Origin of the sequence: Vibrio hepatarius (genome assembly GCF_018860525.1) — a bacterium.
Classification (GTDB): Bacteria; Pseudomonadota; Gammaproteobacteria; order Enterobacterales; family Vibrionaceae; genus Vibrio; species Vibrio hepatarius_B.
The window spans coordinates 1-20,187 of record NZ_JAHKPM010000041.1 but is presented as its reverse complement, the minus strand read 5'-3'; the positions used below and the strand labels follow the sequence as shown (position 1 = coordinate 20,187).

The 20,187-nt window shown below is 39.9% G+C and carries 15 protein-coding genes and 1 pseudogene; 7 read left to right on the top strand and 9 right to left on the bottom strand.

The window, feature by feature from the left end:
• The first annotated feature begins 207 nt into the window (after window positions 1–207).
• From ubiG to yfaE, 4 genes are all read left to right on the top strand, one after another.
• Entirely contained in the window at window positions 208–915 is a 708-nt protein-coding gene (ubiG, locus tag KO511_RS11795; RefSeq protein ID WP_215987623.1) for a bifunctional 2-polyprenyl-6-hydroxyphenol methylase/3-demethylubiquinol 3-O-methyltransferase UbiG, read from the top strand.
• A gap of 468 nt (window positions 916–1,383) precedes the next feature.
• Window positions 1,384–3,666 (top strand): class 1a ribonucleoside-diphosphate reductase subunit alpha, encoded by a 2,283-nt coding sequence (gene nrdA, locus KO511_RS11790; RefSeq protein ID WP_215987622.1) that lies wholly within the window; start codon window positions 1,384–1,386, stop codon window positions 3,664–3,666.
• Window positions 3,667–3,747: 81 nt separating this feature from the next.
• Window positions 3,748–4,881: a class Ia ribonucleoside-diphosphate reductase subunit beta gene (nrdB, locus tag KO511_RS11785; protein ID WP_215987621.1), complete on the top strand. Its 1,134-nt coding sequence runs from the start codon at window positions 3,748–3,750 to the stop codon at window positions 4,879–4,881.
• Window positions 4,881–5,159: a class I ribonucleotide reductase maintenance protein YfaE gene (gene yfaE / locus KO511_RS11780; protein WP_215987620.1), complete on the top strand. Its 279-nt coding sequence runs from the start codon at window positions 4,881–4,883 to the stop codon at window positions 5,157–5,159. The genes nrdB and yfaE overlap by 1 nt, the downstream gene beginning before the upstream one ends.
• Before the next feature lie 53 nt (window positions 5,160–5,212).
• On the opposite strand, the gene KO511_RS11775 is transcribed toward yfaE, so the two are convergent.
• Entirely contained in the window at window positions 5,213–5,464 is a 252-nt protein-coding gene (locus KO511_RS11775; RefSeq protein ID WP_215987619.1) for a hypothetical protein, read from the bottom strand.
• A gap of 251 nt (window positions 5,465–5,715) precedes the next feature.
• Window positions 5,716–6,960, bottom strand: coding sequence for a CinA family nicotinamide mononucleotide deamidase-related protein (locus KO511_RS11770; protein WP_215987618.1), 1,245 nt, complete (start codon window positions 6,958–6,960; stop codon window positions 5,716–5,718).
• A gap of 286 nt (window positions 6,961–7,246) precedes the next feature.
• Between KO511_RS11770 and KO511_RS11765 the strand changes: the two genes are divergently transcribed.
• Window positions 7,247–8,143 carry a DUF3943 domain-containing protein gene (locus KO511_RS11765; RefSeq protein ID WP_215987617.1) on the top strand — a complete coding sequence of 299 codons (897 nt, stop codon included), beginning with the start codon at window positions 7,247–7,249 and terminating at the stop codon, window positions 8,141–8,143.
• A gap of 52 nt (window positions 8,144–8,195) precedes the next feature.
• On the opposite strand, the gene KO511_RS11760 is transcribed toward KO511_RS11765, so the two are convergent.
• Together KO511_RS11760 and KO511_RS11755 are read right to left on the bottom strand one after the other, a co-directional pair.
• Window positions 8,196–8,894: an MOSC domain-containing protein gene (locus KO511_RS11760; RefSeq protein ID WP_215987616.1), complete on the bottom strand. Its 699-nt coding sequence runs from the start codon at window positions 8,892–8,894 to the stop codon at window positions 8,196–8,198.
• 184 nt (window positions 8,895–9,078) lie between these two features.
• Window positions 9,079–9,807 (bottom strand): glutamine amidotransferase-related protein, encoded by a 729-nt coding sequence (locus tag KO511_RS11755; protein WP_215987615.1) that lies wholly within the window; start codon window positions 9,805–9,807, stop codon window positions 9,079–9,081.
• A 77-nt stretch (window positions 9,808–9,884) separates the two neighbouring features.
• Here KO511_RS11755 and KO511_RS11750 point away from each other — a divergent pair, with 77 nt between their 5' ends.
• Window positions 9,885–10,712, top strand: a complete 828-nt coding sequence (locus KO511_RS11750) for an AraC family transcriptional regulator (protein ID WP_215987644.1) — start codon at window positions 9,885–9,887, stop codon at window positions 10,710–10,712.
• A 109-nt stretch (window positions 10,713–10,821) separates the two neighbouring features.
• Here the strand turns inward: KO511_RS11750 and KO511_RS11745 are convergent, their stop codons facing one another.
• Window positions 10,822–12,003 (bottom strand): SGNH/GDSL hydrolase family protein, encoded by a 1,182-nt coding sequence (locus KO511_RS11745; protein WP_215987614.1) that lies wholly within the window; start codon window positions 12,001–12,003, stop codon window positions 10,822–10,824.
• Between the two features lie 264 nt (window positions 12,004–12,267).
• On the opposite strand from KO511_RS11745, the gene KO511_RS11740 reads away from it, so the two are divergent.
• Window positions 12,268–12,780 (top strand): glycine cleavage system protein R, encoded by a 513-nt coding sequence (locus KO511_RS11740; protein WP_215987613.1) that lies wholly within the window; start codon window positions 12,268–12,270, stop codon window positions 12,778–12,780.
• Between the two features lie 39 nt (window positions 12,781–12,819).
• Here the strand turns inward: KO511_RS11740 and nspC are convergent, their stop codons facing one another.
• From nspC to KO511_RS11720, 4 genes and pseudogenes are all read right to left on the bottom strand, one after another.
• The gene (gene nspC / locus KO511_RS11735; RefSeq protein ID WP_215987612.1) at window positions 12,820–13,953 is read right to left on the bottom strand and encodes a carboxynorspermidine decarboxylase; all 1,134 of its coding nucleotides are present in this window, start codon (window positions 13,951–13,953) and stop codon (window positions 12,820–12,822) included.
• A 72-nt stretch (window positions 13,954–14,025) separates the two neighbouring features.
• Window positions 14,026–15,270 (bottom strand): carboxynorspermidine synthase, encoded by a 1,245-nt coding sequence (locus KO511_RS11730; protein ID WP_215987611.1) that lies wholly within the window; start codon window positions 15,268–15,270, stop codon window positions 14,026–14,028.
• A gap of 18 nt (window positions 15,271–15,288) precedes the next feature.
• Window positions 15,289–18,192, bottom strand: coding sequence for a pyridoxal phosphate-dependent class III aminotransferase (locus KO511_RS11725; protein WP_215987610.1), 2,904 nt, complete (start codon window positions 18,190–18,192; stop codon window positions 15,289–15,291).
• Between the two features lie 503 nt (window positions 18,193–18,695).
• Window positions 18,696–20,187, bottom strand: a pseudogene (locus tag KO511_RS11720) (M10 family metallopeptidase C-terminal domain-containing protein); the annotation flags it as partial.

Sequence of the window (20,187 nt, the reverse complement as noted above, 5' to 3'; positions counted from 1 at the left end):
GGCATTACTTTCCCTCACCTTTTATCAGGTTGTGAGCTTGGTAGTGAATCAAACGCTGAGAAATTAAACACTGTTATTTTATCTCGCTGATTTAGTGGCTAGATTTTCACCACTCCATCAGAAAAGTCTCCCAAGCTATGGAGTGTAGTCAGTTAGAGAGTATAATATTATCCTATTCATGGAAGTTACTGAGAAAAGACACCACTTATGACTCTTGCAAAAAATGTCGATCCAAATGAAATTAAAAAATTTGAAGATATGGCCTCGCGCTGGTGGGATAAGGAAGGAGAATTCAAACCTCTTCACCAAATCAATCCGCTACGCTTGAATTATGTCTTGGATAATGTTGGTGGCTTGTTTGGTAAGAAAGTTCTTGATGTAGGGTGCGGTGGCGGTATTTTAGCTGAAAGTATGGCGAAAGAAGGTGCCATAGTTACGGGCTTAGACATGGGTAAAGAACCTTTGGACGTGGCTAGGCTACATGCGATCGAAACAGGAACAGAGCTCACTTATATTCAAAGCACTATTGAAGATCATGCACAAGAAAACCAAGGTAAATATGATGTTGTTACCTGCATGGAAATGCTAGAGCATGTGCCTGACCCCCATTCTGTTATTACTGCTTGCTCTGCATTAGTTAAACCAGGCGGGAATGTGTTTTTTTCAACACTCAATCGTAATTTTAAATCGTATTTATTTGCGATAGTGGGAGCTGAAAAATTGCTGCGTATTGTGCCTGAAGGCACTCATGATCACGATAGATTTATTCGGCCTGCTGAACTGCTTAAAATGATCGATACTACTGACTTAACTGAGGTGGGAATAACTGGCTTAAGGTACAACCCCATCACTGACACTTACAAACTTGGAACAAACGTGGACGTCAACTACATAGTCTGTACCAGTAAGTTTTAACCAAGTCTCCATCAAGCGCCAATACGATATGCTCACAGCGGTAGCACACACATGCTGCCGTTTTTGTTTTTATTTCAAGGTTATTTTTACTGTTTTGGTTCCAAAATGAGCACTTAGAATTCACGCTCAGAATGTTCGAAAGATCAAGGAATTTTTTTTTAAATATGGTTACTAATAAACCAATCCCAAAATAGCAATTTTTTACAATCAATTGGTTCCTATCTCCATCGGTTAGTACCCACTTACTGAAATTTTCAATTTTGTTAGTTATCCACAAGTCATCCAAGTTCTTCAACTTGAAAAGCTTTCTAGATAGCACTATCTTGTAAGTCGAATAGCAATGTACCCCTATATGTTGTGTTTGCACTACAATATGTAGATAGACTTTGATCACAAAGCTGTAACGTTTTTGAAGCAATTTGCATAGAAACACGGCTTTTATCAGTTTTGTTAGGGAAATTAAGCAGAATGAACCAACAACTCACCGTTACTAAACGTGATGGACGCAAAGAAAGTATTGATCTGGACAAGATCCACAGAGTAATCACCTGGGCTGCAGAAGGCTTAGACAATGTCTCTGTATCTCAAGTGGAACTTCGCGCTCACATTCAGTTTTATGATGGAATCACGACGTCAGATATTCATGAAACAATTATCAAGTCAGCAGCCGATTTAATCTCAGAAGAAACACCAGATTATCAATATCTTGCTGCACGACTCGCTGTTTTCCATTTGCGTAAAAAAGCATATGGTCAATACGAACCGCCGAAGCTATACGATCATGCCGCTCGTCTAGTCGATTTGGGTAAATATGATCAGAATATATTGCAAGATTATACCAAATCAGAATTAGACGAACTCAATACTTATATCGATCATAAACGTGACCTAAATTTTTCCTATGCAGCCGTTAAACAGCTTGAGGGTAAGTACTTTGTTCAAAATCGCGTCTCAGGTGAGATATACGAAAGTGCTCAATTCCTTTACATTCTCGTTGCAGCCTGTCTGTTTGCAAAATACCCGCAATCGACGCGTCTTAGCTATATAAAACGTTTTTACGACGCAACATCAACATTCAAAATTTCCTTGCCGACACCAATTATGTCCGGTGTGCGCACCCCAACGCGTCAATTTAGCTCATGTGTATTAATTGAATGTGGTGATAGCTTAGACTCTATCAATGCCACAGCAAGCTCCATAGTTCGCTATGTCTCTCAACGAGCTGGTATTGGTGTTAATGCTGGACGGATCCGTGCTCTAGGCTCAGAGATCCGACGAGGAGAAGCTTTTCATACTGGCTGTATTCCATTCTATAAATACTTCCAAACAGCGGTTAAATGCTGCTCTCAAGGTGGTGTCCGGGGTGGTGCAGCAACCGTTTTCTACCCGCTATGGCACGGTGAATCTCAAGCCTTAATGGTATTGAAAAACAACCGAGGAGTAGAAGAAAACCGTGTACGCCACATGGACTATGGGGTTCAACTAAATCGACTTATGTATCAGCGTCTGGTTGAAGGCGGAAACATTACTCTATTCTCACCTTCAGACGTTCCGAACTTGTATGACGCTTTCTTTGAAGATCAAGATGAATTTGAGCGTTTATATACTCAATATGAAAACGATTCGTCGATTAAAAAAGAAACCGTAAAAGCTATTGAACTCTTCTCTATTCTAATGCAGGAAAGAGCTTCAACTGGTCGTATCTATATTCAAAATGTAGATCATTGTAATACTCATAGTCCTTTTGATCCTAAAGTCGCTCCAGTACGTCAGTCAAATTTATGTTTAGAAATTGCACTACCTACTAAGCCATTGACTAATGTTGAGGATGAATCTGGCGAAATTGCATTGTGTACTCTTTCTGCATTTAATCTTGGTGCAATTCAGTCTCTTGATGATTTTGAAGAGCTGTCGGATTTGGTAGTAAGAGCGCTCGACGCCCTACTTGATTACCAAAATTACCCTCTGCCAGCCGCGAAAAGGTCGACCATGAATCGACGAACCCTAGGTGTCGGTGTCATAAATTATGCGTATTATTTAGCTAAAAATGGGGTCAAATACTCTGATGGTAGTGCAAGTGGTTTGACTCACCGCACTTTTGAAGCAATGCAATATTACCTATTAAAAGCTTCTGTGGAGTTAGCGAAAGAGCAAGGTAAGTGCCCTGCATTTGGTGAAACTAACTATGCGAAAGGCTTGTTACCAATAGATACTTACAAAAAAGACGTCGATTCTGTCTGTGATGAGCCACTACACTACGATTGGGATACATTACGCGAAGAAATCATGTTACATGGACTTCGTAACTCAACACTCACAGCCTTAATGCCATCAGAAACTTCTTCTCAGATTTCCAACGCGACCAACGGAATTGAGCCGCCTAGAGGCTATGTTTCAATTAAAGCATCTAAGGACGGCATCCTAAAACAGGTGGTGCCTGAATATACAAAATACAAGGAAAACTATGAACTGCTTTGGGACATCGGTTCTAATGATGGTTATTTACACTTAGTTGGAATTATGCAGAAATTTGTTGACCAAGCCATCTCTGCAAACACTAACTATGACCCGACTCGTTTTGATAAAGGTAAGGTCCCGATGAAAAAACTACTACAAGACCTGCTAACTGCGTATAAGTATGGTGTAAAGACGCTTTATTATCACAACACTCGTGATGGTGCGAGTGATGACCAAAAAGACGCTATTCAAGAGCAAGATGATGATTGCGCTGGCGGTGGTTGTAAAATATAACCTCTAATCGCCTTTGTGATTAGAAAGAATTAACAGATTATCTGCCCTTCTAACGAGGGGCTTAAAAGGGATTGAGGCATCATGGCTTACAGTACTTTTAACCGAAATAAAAATGACCAATTAAAAGAACCAATGTTCTTAGGTCAATCCGTTAATGTTGCTCGTTATGACCAACAAAAATTTGAAATATTTGAAAAGCTCATTGAGAAACAGCTCTCATTTTTCTGGCGTCCAGAAGAAGTAGACGTGTCTAGTGACCGTATCGACTACAACAAGCTACCTGAACACGAGAAGCATATTTTCATATCTAATCTAAAATATCAGACTCTGCTTGATTCAATTCAAGGGCGTAGCCCAAATGTAGCCTTACTACCCTTGGTTTCACTGCCGGAAGTCGAGACTTGGATAGAAACTTGGGCATTCTCTGAAACTATTCACTCGCGTTCATACACTCATATCATACGTAACATTATCAACGATCCTGCGATTGTTTTCGATGATATCGTTGAGAATGAGCATATCCTTAAGCGTGCTGAAGATATCTCGCAATATTACGATGACTTGATTCAGTTAACAAATGACTTCCATCGCTATGGTGAGGGCACTCATTCTGTGAATGGTGAACAAATCACAGTTAAGTTGCACGATCTAAAGAAAAAGCTGTACGTCTGTCTTATGTCGGTAAACGCACTAGAAGCGATTCGATTTTACGTCAGCTTTGCATGTTCTTTTGCCTTTGCCGAACGAGAGCTCATGGAAGGCAATGCAAAAATCATTAAACTGATCGCTCGTGATGAAGCTCTTCATCTTACGGGTACTCAGCATATGATCAATATCTTACGTAATGGTCAAGATGACTTCTCATTTATGCAGATTGCGGAAGAATGTAGGCAAGAATGCTTCGACTTGTTTAAAGCAGCCGCTGAACAAGAGAAAGAATGGGCTGAGTACCTGTTTAAAGATGGTTCTATGATAGGCCTTAATAAAGACATCCTTTGCCAATACGTAGAATATATCACTAATATTCGCATGCAAGCCGTTGGTTTAGGCATAGCTTATCCTGAAGCAACATCTAACCCAATCCCATGGATTAATGCATGGTTGTCGTCAGACAATGTCCAGGTTGCACCACAAGAAGCAGAAATATCTTCTTATCTAGTTGGCCAAATCGATAGCGATGTTCAAGCTGATGACTTTAAGGACTTCGAACTATAATGCCCAATATTAAAATCAACGGTATTACTTCTATCCAGTCAAATCCATCCAATACCATTCTTGAAACAATGGAAAAGGCAGGAATAATACCTGAGTATAACTGCCGAGATGGACACTGTGGGTCTTGCCGCTGCAAGTTAGCCAAGGGGGAGATAGAGTACGTTGGTTTTGCTATGGCATATACTCAAGATGATGAGATTTTGCCTTGTATTTGCAAAGCAAAAACAGATATAGAAATTGAAGATGTCACCTATACTTTAAAAGACAAAAGTGCATAGTTATTCAAAACAAAAACCCGGCTAACCATGCCGGGTTTTTTGAATGGTTTGAGTTAAACTCGAATTTTAATACGAGCTAGAAATTCATCTGCAGTCAGCATAGACACTGATTTGCTAGCAATTTCTCTTCCACCATCATCAAATAGGGACAAGCGATAGCCCAATGAATTCCCTTGATTTTCCTCCTCCGGAACACTGAGCCAAATCGAGATGACATCTTGCCCACCTTCACTAAGTGATTCTCCTAGCACAACTTTTTGGCCCGCAACTTGATACCACACTACAATCCGCGAATGCTGGCTCATGCTAACCTCTCTAGGTAAAACCTCTGACGAACTTTCATTTTAAGCACTATCCCAGCAAATGCACGTATCAATTGAGGCGCTCTTCTGCCATTTATTTAAAATCATCACTTTAAGCTATAGACGATTTTATTCTAAGAAATATTTACCAACGCACTCATGAAATAAGAAACATATTCATTCACTTATCATTGTATGCTATACAGTAGCCGTTTGACAGAATAATCAGATTAGACTATCGGATACATATAAGGTTATGTATCACCGATAAACTCTCTAGGGACGTAGATCTCTTTATTCCGGAGAAGTGAACCGTAGTTTGGAAACATATCTTTACCAAGAAAATAACGTCTAAGCATATCAGCGGTAACTGTAGTGATAATTGTCACTTGATCATCTCGAGTTAACGACCGATTGAAGGTTAATGTTTGTCCCCATTCTCCCTCTTGAGTAGCAATAGCCACAGAGAATGTTTGTTCTCTCATTTTCCCAGTAGCAAGTGCAATACCAGTGTGGCATTTCTCTTTAGTGGCTCCCGCAAGCGCTAGTATGGCAGCCAAGGCATCATTGTTATTGTCACCCACATCTATACTTTCCCCCAAAACCCATCCGTGTTCGCAATAATAGGCCGCCTCATAACTAGAATTTAACCACCTAGCAAGATGTCCATAGGTTGATTGTTCTGCCGTAGAAATGGATTGAGCCCTATCGACAATTAGGTGGGCAACATACTCTTCCATCGACTCATCAACACTGACAACATTAGCTTCTATAAGGCTATGGATCATTTTTAGAAATTTAACCCTATTATCAATATCGCCTTTGGGACCAAATAGTTTTACTTCGATATAAGGCAAGTGAGAGCGATAACCTAATACATAGCCTTCTGGCATATCAATTTTATCTAGCGTATCCGACAGATAAGATTCCGACAGACCAAAGGTATATAATTTACTACAATCATACCCGACAATATCACTATGACGCTCAGTCAGTTGAGGTAAAATTTGCGACTCAACCATCAGTTGAAATTCACTTGGAACGCCCGGTGTAAAATAGAAGTCGCAGTCATTAAAGCTAAGTGAGAACCCACAGGCAGTACCGATTGGGTTATCTATAATAACGGCTCCTTTAGGTAACATGGCTTGTTTACGATTACTCTCAGGCATGTCCATGCCGCGATCTGCAAAAAACTTCTCTAGTTTATCCATCCATTGTGAATAAAGTTCCAAATCTAAACCTGCTGCCTGTGCTACTGCCTCAGCACTCATATCATCCGTTGTAGGCCCCAGCCCACCATTAACCACCACGATGTCACAGTTGAAACTCAGCATCATCAACTCTTCTACCAATGCCGACATACTGTCACCGACAGTCGAACGCTTCGACAAAGAAAATCCATACTTGAAAAACTGTCCAGATAACCAAGCCGCATTAGTATCAACGATATCCCCATGGAGTATCTCTTCACCAGTGCTTAACATCGCTATTTTCAACATAATTATTTTCCTTCTTGGAAATCTTGAACCACTTTGGTAACCCATCAACTCCACAGAGTATTTCTTATCTATGTTGATGTTAGTTCTGAAAGCATACAGACTATGATATCTAAATTCAGAGTCTCTACTCATAGTTGACAACAATAATAGACGACCACCGTCATAGTTTGAGTGTAGCTAAGAGTATTACTTACTTAATTAGCACAAGTTACGGTTTTCATTCCAGTTACTTTGTTGGATAATCATGAACTAGGACATTTTAAGAACGATACTGTGGAGTTTATCCGTGTACAAAAAATGCATCACACTTTTGATGTTATCGGCTTCTGCTTATACAAATGCCGATATCTACGAAACTCCCAAGGGTATCGAGTTCTCATACACAACAGAAAGCACACAAGACTATAGCCTTTTCGACAGCCCATATTCATACAAAACCCTTAGCACCTATAACTTAGGCCTGACTGAAAGTAAATTAAAGCTTGAAGAGCCTGAGTTACCCAAGTACCTCACAGTACAAAATGAAAAAGACTGGGACTATCTTAAAGGTCAAACATACACTATTTTGGGTCTCAGTGTTGCGACTGTAGGCTTAATGACGTTACTTCCTGAATCAATTACCAAGTGGGATGAAGAAGATCGGGATTTAAGTGGTCTAGGTTCTAAATGGAAAGATAATGTCACTTCAGGGCCTAAATGGGACAGAGATGACCACTTTCTTAACTATGTCATGCACCCATACTTTGGTGGCGTTTACTACACTGCAGCTCGTCATGCTGGTTTTAATGAATTCGAATCTTTCCTTTACTCCGCGACATTATCCACTTTCTTTTGGGAATACGGTGTTGAAGCATTTGCTGAAGTCCCATCATGGCAAGATATTTTTATTACACCTTTCTTTGGGGCCGTCGTAGGTGAGATGATGTTTGGTGCCGAGCAAGATATTGTCGCCAGTGGTGGTGAAGTCTGGGGTTCTGAAACAATGGGCGGTGTGACTTTGTTCTTCCTTAATCCTGTTGGTCATATCCATGGTTGGGTAAGCAGCGCATGGGGGGGGTCAGCAGAATTCCAGTTTAATAGTAAACCTTGGTTTGGTAATCAAGATGCGGCTAAATTTGCAATCGACTCAGGCGCTAGTTATGACGACATCTTTTATGGTGTAGAAATGAAAATCACTTTCTAGATACTGATTCAATTGTAAGGTATGCCTACTAATAGGCATACTAGCTTCATAATTATTTTCGTTTGACACTTGGCCCTTCTAATCTAGGTGACCAGTCTTCAAGTTCATGGTCATTAACCCTACGAAGGACAAGTTTTTTCCACGACTCTACCAAAGGTAATTGAGCAAGTTTTCGTAACTCAGTAACCTCAAGACAGCCCTCGAATATCAACCCCATAATTCTAGAGAGTGGCCAATCTGGGTAAGGCCTTTCACACAAAATCACTTTATCACCTTGACCAATTTCACCTTCTTGAATAACTCTAAAATACCACCCAGTTCTTAAAGAATCCTGTAACCGCTTTGCCATATTTTTCTGATCAAAACGGACATTTAGCTTCCAACAAGGCATTCTGCCTTGAGAAACTTCTAATACTGCCGAACCAATACATATTTTATCACCTAAGCATATGTCTTTCTCAGTGATGCCTGTAGAACTGATGTTTTCGCCAAATGCCCCAATATGATGAAAAATAGCCCGTTCGCCAAGTTCTTTAATCCATTGCACATAGTGTTCGCTGGGATAAATATGAAGCGCTTTTTCCACTCCACCATGAACACGTAAATCTCCTTGTTCATCACCTCTGAGTCCTAAGAAAGATACGTAATGACGCCCATCAACTATCTGCTTGTCAATTGCGCTCCGTGCTCCATAAGCAAAGTCTACAGCCTTGCCAATATGTACCGAGTTTACTCTACCTAACTCTCGCATGATTCCCTCAATAAAATTCGTTGCTCAACGATTGATAACAGCCTCATAGTTGGGTAAGACAGCGAGGACTTCTACACTGCCTTCTGTGCTCTTTAGCTACCTAGTTTCACGACCTGAATAAAAAATTTGTGTTTGATACTCATCTTCAGGAGAATATTTAGATCACATAAGTATTAAACTCTTCTCACTTTATCCCCTTCTGCAAATATTTTTCAACCAATCCATCGAGAAAACTTTCGAGCAGATGATTCATCCGGGAAGTTTGCATATCGAGAATTTCATGCTCAGATTGAATAAACTTGTGGTCATTACGATTTTTGAACAATTCACGACTGTTTTCTAAGAGATCAGGAAGTTCAAAAGGTGTCAGTTCGAGGTGACACTGAAAACCATAAACTAATGGAGAATAACGAACAATTTGTCTAGGGCAGCCCTGGCTAAACGCCAGTATTTCAGCATTTTTAGTTAAGCCTGGCATGTCACTATGCCAGTGACCGACCATTTCTTCAGCATTAAACTTACTAAGTAGGGGGTCATTTATCCCATGATCCGTAAGTGTTATAGGAAATGACCCAATTTCAGGCTCAGGGCTTGTAGTATAATCAGCCCCTAAAGCTTCTCCGATAAGCTGAGCGCCCAAGCAAACTCCAATAACCGTTTTGTTGTGCGCGATTGCCTCACTGATCAGTTTCTTCTCTCCAATCGCATCAAAATGAGGACTTTTATCTCTAGACGTTGATGGATTTTGAGGGCCTCCCAATACAATCAAAATATCAAATCCTAGAACATTTTCGGGTAATCTATCCCCACAATAAAGACGAGTATAACTGGTCTTAAAACCGTTCCTAAGCGCCCAGTATTCGAAATAGCCAGGTCCCTCAAAAGCCTCGTGAATAACAAATTGAATATGCATAGTCCGCCCCTGTGATGTTTAACAATACTATGCTAACCTCTTCAACTAATGACGAGATAGAGATATTAGGACATCTTATCGTGCCAAGCCGCCAAGAATTACAGAATATAAGTCTATTGCCTGCCAATGAAATCATCGCTAGGGAGCCTAACTGTCCAGTATTAGTTAAAACGATAGAAATGCCTAAAGGATATGTAGACAAAATGCACCACCATAGCTGGCATCAAATTATTTTTCCGATTAAAGGGTTACTGCAAACACAGTCCGATAACTATCAATACCTGCTGCCTCATACTTCAGCTTTATTCGTACCGGCTACTCTAGAGCATGAATCTATTGCTTTATCTGACACAACTTTTATTGGCATTTATATCAACCCTGCGTTTAGCAGAGACTATAAAAACAGATTAAGGACCTTATATCTAACGCCCTTCCTTAAACAGCTTCTACAAGAAATACGTAGGACATACTCATATAAAAATATGCACGAGAATATACTTCGTTTACTCGATGTATTGCACGATCAGGTTTATACAGATGAAGTGATGACGTTTCAGTTGCTATTACCCCAAGATAGACGGCTAAGGTTTATCTTTAACCAACTCTCAGAAAAACCGACCTTAGACTGGTCCCTGAAAATTTGGGGAGATAAAGTTGGCGCTTCAGAGCGAACCTTGTCTCGGCTATTTTTTAAGGAGTTCAACACCTCATTTCCACGCTGGCGACAACACTTAAGGCTTATATACTCTCTGCCATTATTAGACGAAAAGCTACCCATTCAAGTTATTGCAGACAACATTGGATACAAGAATGATTCTTCCTATATTAAAGCATTTAAGTCCTATTTTGATCTCACACCACAACAATTTAGACTCAATAAAAACCATCAATATTGCGAGCTTTGATATGTATCCTAGTTAAGCTGAATAGTAAATTACCCTTCAACTCATCTAAGAAATAACCATTGGGCATTTAAGCCAGATAAAATAAAATATTAGATAAGACTCTGTGACTTCATTGTCCAAATTCTTTGACAATGAAGTCACACATACGTGAAGCAAGGATTTGGTGAACTTCTTGGCTAGGATGAACTTGATCATGAAATACACGCCGATGTGCCGGATCAAATGTCTGGCTACTCCCTTTAAATCCAAAGTAACGCCGTAAATCAACATAACCAGCTTGCTCTTCTGTCACTGTGTCATACCCCACTTTATTTGCCATTGCCATCAACTTGTTCAGTTCTCCACCAAAATCAAAAAACTTTATTGCTACTCTCTTTTCTTTATATTTCTCATTCATCTCATTTAACATGGCTTGCATCTCCGTATTATGCTCATGAGATATTTTTGCCATCTTCTGTTGGTAATCTTGCCCTTTTCTCTGCGCTAAGGCTGTCGTTGACAAGTCAGGTACACCAGTAACAAGAATATGCTTTACTCCTTTTGACTCCACCAATTTGGTTATTTGATTTCGGTAGCAGTTCATAACCTTTCTAATGTCCCGCTTGGAAAAAGTCATATAGTCATTAGCACTGAGCGATAGCACCACCATATCTCCTTCCTTAAATCCTTCCTTTTTTTCATGCTTTCGGATTTGCCGACTCATATGGGAAATAAGAATAAACGTAGGGTCCAGCTTTGAATAACGTGCTGTGACTGCCCCACCCTCTGCATAATTGAATAATTTGAAGTTATCGCGCACATTTTTATCTTTGATATGTTTTTTTAAGTAAGCATCTGAGGATATAAAATCTGGCCAAACAAACCCATTCGTAAAGCGCCCTTCATGGTACTGCCTCGAAGACAGCATAATACCCAACGTCTTTGACTTCATACGTCCATCTGAATCCGATAGACTATCACCGATAACCAATAAGCGCTTTATACCATCTAATGATTTACTTTCAGCTTGTTTTTTAAGCGCTGCTGTTTCTTGATGATCATGTATCGCAAGTTCATACGCTTGGCTCTTTGAAGCTGATTTATCGGGCGAAGTCATGTTCAATAATTCTGGCTGTACAGGTTTATGGCAACTCTCAGGCAAAATCTCTAACTTGAAGGATGGTAGAGAAACAGAGCGGCTTTTGCCGTGCTCCGATGCTTGTGAAACAGACAAAACCTCAAGTTTTCTCTCAGCTAAGTCCTTATTATAGAGTGGCGAAATAAAAACTCTTCCTAGTGCCGACAACTTCATATCATCATCCTTAATTGGAATTTAACAATTAATTCACATTGCCAATTCCAATGTAAATATCACCAGAAAAATCATGAAAATTCTTACCAAAATCAGATCAATCATTTATCTAGTTAAGTGGTGTGATATATATCTTTATTAGACGGCGTTTTTGTCAAATAAGATAAATTCGACTTCAAATATTGACCTAAATCAACCCCCACTTGCGAGCGAATTCTACAATCACACTATATAGATGAGATAGGTTTTTACTCAGGTGGTTTTATGAACAGTATCTTTATCGTCAGTTTTTCAGGGAAGGCAACACCTGCAATAATCAGGCAGCTCGCTAGTATTACCCATGAACAGGGCGGAAAGTGGCTTGTAAGTAAAGTGAACTTTATTGAAAATCAAGTTGCTGCTGTAATAAAAGTAGAATTACCACAGGAAAACGAAGAGTTAGTTAAAAATGCTTTTTGTAGTAACAAGGACCTGCTTGTTAAGTTTAGTGAATCTAAAAACCACGACCACAATATTGAAACCACCTATAAACTACGTTTAGACTCTACCGACCGACCTGGTATCGTCAACGAAATTAGTCATACGCTTGATCAACAAGGTATCAATATATTGGATATGGATTGTCAGCGGGTTTTTATTGCAGATGGCGGTGGAATAAGTTCAAGCTTGTTCACCTCTACTATGGCTATTCGCATTCCTAAAAATATTATCATCGATGATGTGGTAAAAGATTTGGAAGCCCTTAGTGTCGAAATTCGTGTCATTGTTGAGTCATAACTAGGGTAGCTCTATACTGCTACCCATTATACTTAAGCTTTATTTTACACTCCATTGTGATAGAGAGCGCTTAAAGTCTGAGTAATCAAACTCATTAAGTTTTTGGAGCTGGCCATTTGAACGCTCACAATACACGGTGGGCATTCTCAAGCCATTAAACCAGTTAAGCTTTACCATGGTGTATCCAGCACTATCTACAATGTGTAACCGCTGGCCAACGTTAAGTGGCTGATCAAAATTGGCAATACAAAACTGATCGCCTGCAAGACACGAGCATGACCCAATCACATATTCATAAATACCACTCTTTGAAGCTTCTCGCACAGATGCAGGTTCATTATAAATCAGGGTATCTAAGCGGTGTGCTTCTGTTGCTGAGTCAACGATAGCCGTTTTCATACCATTCTCAACAACATCAACCACAGTCACGACTAAATCAGTTGTATTGGTAATTATCGCCTCGCCTGGCTCTAAATAAACCTGTATGTCATGCCTTTGTGCAAAAGCTTTAAGAGCCAAACCTAACTTTTCAATATCATAACCCGGCCATGTAAAGAATACCCCACCTCCTAAACTAACCCAAGATAGCTTATCTAGATATTGGCCAAACGTTTCAGAGACTGAGTCTAACAAATCAACGAAAGCATCCACGTCCTTGTTCTCACAATTCATGTGGAACATTACACCATCTATACTTTTAAATGCTTCTGGATTTATATGATCCGACTGCACACCTAAACGAGAAAACTGCCTTGCTGGGTTTGCCAAGTCCTGACCTGCATAACTAACACCTGGATTGATTCGAAGACCAATTGACGCCTTACTTTCAACAATATGATGATAAGCTGCTAACTGACTATGCGAATTAAAAATCAGCTTATCACAAATGTCTGCCACCTCGCGAACATCGTCTTCGCTGTAACCCACACTGTAAGCATGAGTTTCTCCACCAAACGTTTCATATCCAAGTTTGACTTCATACGGACCTGAGCTGGTAGTACCATCCAAGTAAGGTTTAATGATATTAAAAACCCCCCAAGTTGAAAAACATTTAAGAGCCAATACCAATTTAGCGCCTGATATCTCTTTTAGTTTCTTCGCCTGTTCTAAATTCTCAATCAATTTGGCTTCATTGATCATAAAATAAGGTGTTTTTAATTCACTTTTTTGCATTTCTAATTACCATAAAATCGAATAAAGCCGATAACTCAGTACCGGCTTTGGGGTAAATAATTGGACTTAGAATTATTTCAAAATTTGAATATCTGGTTGCCCAACGTCCAATTCCTGAACATGCCAATCAAGGCCAATTTCAGGCATGGTTTCCAAAAATGGATCCGGATCAAGTTGCTCCATATTGAATACACCTTTGTCCGCCCATTTTCCACTAAAAAACTGTAATGCGGCTGTAATAGCAGGCACACCTGTCGTATAAGAGATGGCCTGATGTTCTACATCCTCATACGCCACTTGATGGTCAGCATTGTTGTAGATGAACACGCTACGTTCTTTACCATCCTTATTACCTTGTACCCAAGTCCCGATACACGTCTTGCCTATATATCCAGGAGCAAGAGATGTCGGATCTGGTAGCAGTGCTTTTAGAACATGTAACGGCTGAACACTAGTCCCATCATGTAAGGTCAGTGGCTCAGGGCTTAGCAACCCAATATCTCGCATACAGTTAAAATAATTAAGGTATTGATCACCAAAGCCCATCCAGAACTCAATCCGCTTAGCGGGTATGAACTCTTGCATTGATCTCACTTCATCATGAGCCATAGAGTAAACTTTATGCTTACCAACTAATGGGAAATCAAACTCTAACATTCGAGAGTGACAAGGAACTTGCTTCCACTGTTCATTTTCCCAATAGAAAGAGTCACCTTGAATTTCCAGCATGTTAGTTTCTGGATCGAAGTTAGTAGCAAACTTTTTACCATGATCGCCAGCATTTACGTCCATAACATCAATCGTATCGATCTCATCAAACAAATGCTTCATTGCATATGCTGCAAACACCGAAACAACACCTGGGTCAAAACCTGCCCCCAAAATCCCAGTGATTCCTGCCTCAACAAACTTCTCACGGTAACCCCACTGCCAATCATAAGCTTGCGGTACTTGCTGCCCTTCAGAACATAAATCTACGGCAACAGATGTATCTAGGTAAGACACCTTTGCTTGATAACAAGCCTCCATAATCGTCATATTAACCCAAGGAGGACCAGCATTAATAACCAAGTCTGGATTGACTTCTTGAATTAAAGTAACGAGAGCATCTACGTCGTCTGCATTGACTGTACGCGCTGTAAGTTTTTTATTTGGATCTTGTAAGTTATTTTTCTTATCAATTGAAGCAATGATTTTTTCACACTTACTCACCGTTCGTGAGGCAATCGTAATATCGCCCAACACCTTATTATTTTGCGCTGCTTTGTGTGCTATTACCCAGCCAACACCACCTGCACCAATCTGTAAAATTGCCATAATTTTCTATTACCTAAGTTATACTAGTTCATTAGCTAGTTTATTAATTTTTGAAATTAAAGATTCAAAGTCGGACATAACTAAACACGGATTTAGAATCGTAAACTTGAGTGCTACTTTGTCATCAACAATAGTTTCACCCAATACAGCGACACCACGAGTTAAAGCCTCTAGTCGTACAACTTTATTCAACTCATTTAAATTTGCGGAGCTTTTATTACTGACTCTAAATAACACGGTCGACAATAATGGCTTAGATAAAAGTTCTAAGTTTTCTTCTCGGTTAATTAACTCTGCAACCATCTGAGTTTGCTCTAGAAGATGGTCATACATAGCTCCTAGCGTGTCAGGGCCAACATTTTGCATCGTCATAAATACTTTCAGCGCATCAAATCGTTTAGTCGTTGCAATTGATTTGTCGACCAAATTTGGTAAGTCGTCGTGTTCTCGATTAAGGTAGTCAGCATGATGAAGTAAGTACTTAAAATTAGCCTTATCTTTAACCAATAAAGAACCACAGCTTATGGTTTGATAGAATAGTTTATGAAAATCAACACTTACAGAATGTGCTCGTTCAATGCCTGATAAGCGCTCTTTGTGACTACTTAAAATAAGAGCCCCTCCATAAGCACCATCAACATGCATCCACATTTGGTGATTTTCAGCTATATCTGCAATGGCATTCAAATCATCAATTGCACCATGATCAGTCGTACCCGCCGTACCCACAATAGCAAATGGGATCAGGCCATCCGATTTTGCCTCTAAAACTACTTTTTCTAGTTGGGTGATATCCATGGTGCCATCTGGAGTTGTTACTACGGTCAAAATAGATTGCTCGCCAAGCCCCATCCAAGATGCTGACTTATGTACGGTAAAATGCGATTTATCCGAACAAATAATTCTCAGTTTGTCTGCATAATCAGGAAGCCCAAGTTGACGAACTGAATGGCCAGATACTTTGTCCGCAATCCAGTCACGAGCCAACATTAAGCCCATTTGATTGCTCTGAGTCCCACCACTGGTGAAAACACCATCAGACTCTTCACCCAATTCATATTTATCACAAAGCCAGCTAATCACTTTCTGTTCGACATAAGTTGCAGCTGAAGCCTGATCCCACGAGTCCATAGACTGATTCAATGAGGCAATGATCGTTTCCGCCACTACTGAAGACATTAATGGAGGAGTATGAAGGTGAGCAATACAATTGGGGTGCTGAGTAAAAATTGAATTCTTAGCAACAAGTTCAGCAGTATGGCCAATTACATCAATCAAAGTTGATTGTTGGTTATTAAGATCAACAGCGTTGATCTCTTGCTCAAGTCGCTGGGGATCGATACCAGAATATGGCGCACTAACCTTCTCAAACACTTTTTTCATCGTCGCATTAGTATGATTCATGACTTTAGTAAATTCGTCATTCTCTAATTCGCCAGAACCAGTCTGAATAAAGTATTTCTTCCAGCTTTGATTGAACTCTTTCGTATGCTGATTTTTACCGCCAGATGCGAGAATAGCTTCCTCAAGAACACGCAAAGCAAAGTCAATCTGTTCAAAAGTAATGATTAATGGAGGCAGGAAGCGGATGACTGAGCCATCGCGTCCACCTTTTTCAACCATTAACCCTCTTTCAAGTGCAGCTCGCTGAATAGCTAAAGTGAGATCTCCATCTGATGCGGGTTCACCAAATTTGTTTCGCTCTTGATTGGGTTTGCAAATTTCAACACCCAACATTAAACCTTTACCGCGTACATCGGCAATACAACTAACACGCTTTTGGATATGTTCCAAGCCTAAACGTAAATATTGACCTGCAATATTGGCATGCTCAACAAGGTTATCTCGTTCAATAATTTCAAGCGCTTTAGATCCTGATACCATAGCTAATTGATTGCCACGGAAAGTCCCCGTATGTTCACCGGGCAGCCAAGTATCATATTTTTTATTTATTACAAGCAAAGACATGGGTAAACCGCCACCAATTGCTTTCGATAAACACAGAATATCAGGGACTATCTCTGCCTCTTCAAAAGCAAAATTGTAACCAGATTTACCAACTCCGCATTGGATTTCATCAAAAATCAATAGAATATTATGCTCGTCACAAACTCGACGAAGCTCTTGTAGCCAGAATACAGGAGCTGGAATAACGCCACCTTCACCTTGAACAGGTTCGACAATTATAGCTGCAGGCTTCATAATCCCAGCCTCATCATCGCTCAATAAACGTTCAATATAACGAATACCAGCTCGCGCACCCTCATCACCTCCCAAGCCAAATGGGCAGCGCAAATCATATGGAAATGGCATAAAGTGGACATCAGACATCAAACCTGTTCGGCGAGCTTTGGTACCTAAATTGCCCATCATTCCCATAGTACCATTCGTCATCCCATGATATGCACCACGGAAAGCAAACATGGTATTTCTTCCCGTCGTTTGTTTAGCCAGTTTAATCGCCGCTTCAACAGCATCGGCACCTGAAGGGCCACAGAACTGAATAACACAATTTTCTCCCAATTTTTGAGGAAGAAAGCGTTTTACTGACTGGATAAAATGTGTCTTTACTTGGGTAGTAATATCCAGAGTCTGATAAGGAAGGCCTGAATCAAGCTGATGTTTTAGTGCTTGATTAATCTCTGGATGGTTGTAGCCAAGAGCAAGCGTACCAGCACCCGCTAAACAATCTAAGAAGATCTGTCCTCGAGTATCTTCAACAAGTGCGCCATAGGCTTGCCTAATTGCAATAGGCAGACGGCGAGGATATGAACGTACCGCAGATTCATGATCCTCTTGCTCCTGTAAAACAGTATCTAGAGTGAGATCGTAGACTCCGTTAACAGCTGGAATTTGTGACAAAAATGGGGTTGCGATATTGTTATCATTCAACGAATTATCGACTTCAAAGGCAGTGCTCATGACTAGCTCCTTCGATATTCTGTATATCCTCTATAATCATAGAGCGGAATAACAGATACAGTGATCCCTTCGCATCAGATCCATCAAATGACGAAAATGCGAATGTATTCCATCGTTTAGATGGGCTGTAGTTTATCGAGAGACAATCAAGGTTCAGTAATGCTACTGTTTTGTAATACAGGGCATTGAGGAAGAACAAAGCTGATTAGTGCGTGTTTTTTATGTGTGTTCAATGTTGGGTTTCCCATCAACATGCCGCGTTGGCGACAATAGTATCCCGTCTATCGACAAAAGAACTTGTCGATACCTACCCTACGTGAGAAACACTCAGCCTGAATATTTACCACGCGTATCCCCCAGTGTATCAAAGTTAAGACAGATCCGAGATTGCGCGCGAAAATACCATATATTAAAAACTCTAAGCAAGATTTTTGTTACATTCGAACAAAAAAATTATGCGCTTTATTCAAAAATGGTAAATGTGTAGAGCCCTAGACGCTAAATCAACTGTCAACTTTCAAAATTTGAGTAAGCGTATTGAGTTCATTCACAATAGTATCATTGACAATCAAACCTGCAGCTTCAAATGAAGATATTACCCCCTCTAGAATAACAGTTTGATCTGTACCGTCATCACTGACTGTTAAGACTACATCATTTTCATCAACAGAAAGTTCAATATTATTAATCAAGTCTGCAACTTCAACATCGTTATCATTTAAGATGTCTCTAAAATCAAGCAAATCAGTTCCAAGATCAAAGTTTTTAATCACGTCAGTACCACTATCTAACGTAGAGTCTAGCCACTTAAATACATTATCACTACTATCACCTAACAAAATTTGATTCCCGAGTTGTGCAGTTATCTCATTAACAGCTGGTATCACTCCGTATTGAGGAGAATCATTAACATCAATAGTTACTGTAGCTTCACTACTCACTGAAGAATTAGAATCTACTGCTATGTAATCAAAAGTTACATCTTCTGTTATTTGTTGGCTTCCTGAAAGATACCTAAGCTCCCAACTACCACCTGTAGATGTAAGCTCCATAGACACTATAGGGTTGTTTGGTGATGAATAGGTAAAATCATACAAAATTTGACTGTTGCCCGTATGGCCTGGATCTTTTTGGTATTGCTCAACGTGAGTCGTATTATCAACAAAAGTATAAGTCACTTCGACATAAACGTTACTATTGGCCGTAAATGCTCCGCCTAACCCATCCAAACCAAATGTCACAACATCAAGAGGATTACCTGACAAATCAATGATCAGGGTTTCTTGTTTATTCATACCTGAACCATCTGTATCACCAATCCCCCAACCAACATGTCCACCGTTACCTGTGTACTGTTTCAGCGGCTTGCCATTATTACCAGTAATACTCACTCCAACAGTATTACCATTATCTAAAGTTATCAGTCTTTCTGTATCACTGACATAAACACCCCAACCGAAAAAACCATTATTAAGCATAATATTAGCAGGATCACCACTATAGCCTATTTCAAATGAAGGACCAGCACCGGGGATATAGCTGATGTTATCTGGATTCAATAATTTTTCATTATCAACTGACTGACCAATTGTGTGAAGATCTGACGCAGTCAGCACTCTAGTATCACCTGATTGTTCTGTGTAAAGCAAAGTGCCATTGGTTGGTAACGATGTGATCATCACATTCAATTTAACACTATTAAAGTCATCATCTTCGTCCGAAATACGGTCCAAAGCAACGTCATTTGAATCGAAAATAACAGGTACTGTTATTAAATTGTCAGCATCAATACTAAAACTTTCGGCAATGGGTAACTCATTAACGTTGTCCTCTGACAACATAACGTTAACATCTGTAGATTTTTGAGCACCAAACCCAGTAGCTTCTGTTGCTGTCACTACAATATTATGGATATTTGAAAGAGCCTCAAAATTATTGGTAAAGGCTGTGACCCCCGCGGCGGTTAAGCTGATGGCGCCACTGGTGGGGTTAATT

Bases quoted from the DNA above. Each gene is read 5' to 3' on its own strand.
- KO511_RS11730 (WP_215987611.1), bottom strand. From the start codon at position 15,270: ATGGCAATTTTACAGATTGGTGCAGGTGGTGTTGGCTGGGTAATAGCA.
- KO511_RS11760 (WP_215987616.1), bottom strand. From the start codon at position 8,894: ATGCGAGAGTTAGGTAGAGTAAACTCGGTACATATTGGCAAGGCTGTA.
- nrdB (WP_215987621.1), top strand. From the start codon at position 3,748: ATGGCTTACAGTACTTTTAACCGAAATAAAAATGACCAATTAAAAGAA.
- yfaE (WP_215987620.1), top strand. From the start codon at position 4,881: ATGCCCAATATTAAAATCAACGGTATTACTTCTATCCAGTCAAATCCA.
- KO511_RS11775 (WP_215987619.1), bottom strand. From the start codon at position 5,464: ATGAGCCAGCATTCGCGGATTGTAGTGTGGTATCAAGTTGCGGGCCAA.
- KO511_RS11725 (WP_215987610.1), bottom strand. From the start codon at position 18,192: ATGAGCACTGCCTTTGAAGTCGATAATTCGTTGAATGATAACAATATC.
- KO511_RS11745 (WP_215987614.1), bottom strand. From the start codon at position 12,003: ATGAAGTTGTCGGCACTAGGAAGAGTTTTTATTTCGCCACTCTATAAT.
- KO511_RS11755 (WP_215987615.1), bottom strand. From the start codon at position 9,807: ATGCATATTCAATTTGTTATTCACGAGGCTTTTGAGGGACCTGGCTAT.
- nspC (WP_215987612.1), bottom strand. From the start codon at position 13,953: ATGCAAAAAAGTGAATTAAAAACACCTTATTTTATGATCAATGAAGCC.
- KO511_RS11770 (WP_215987618.1), bottom strand. From the start codon at position 6,960: ATGTTGAAAATAGCGATGTTAAGCACTGGTGAAGAGATACTCCATGGG.
- KO511_RS11740 (WP_215987613.1), top strand. From the start codon at position 12,268: ATGAACAGTATCTTTATCGTCAGTTTTTCAGGGAAGGCAACACCTGCA.
- ubiG (WP_215987623.1), top strand. From the start codon at position 208: ATGACTCTTGCAAAAAATGTCGATCCAAATGAAATTAAAAAATTTGAA.
- nrdA (WP_215987622.1), top strand. From the start codon at position 1,384: ATGAACCAACAACTCACCGTTACTAAACGTGATGGACGCAAAGAAAGT.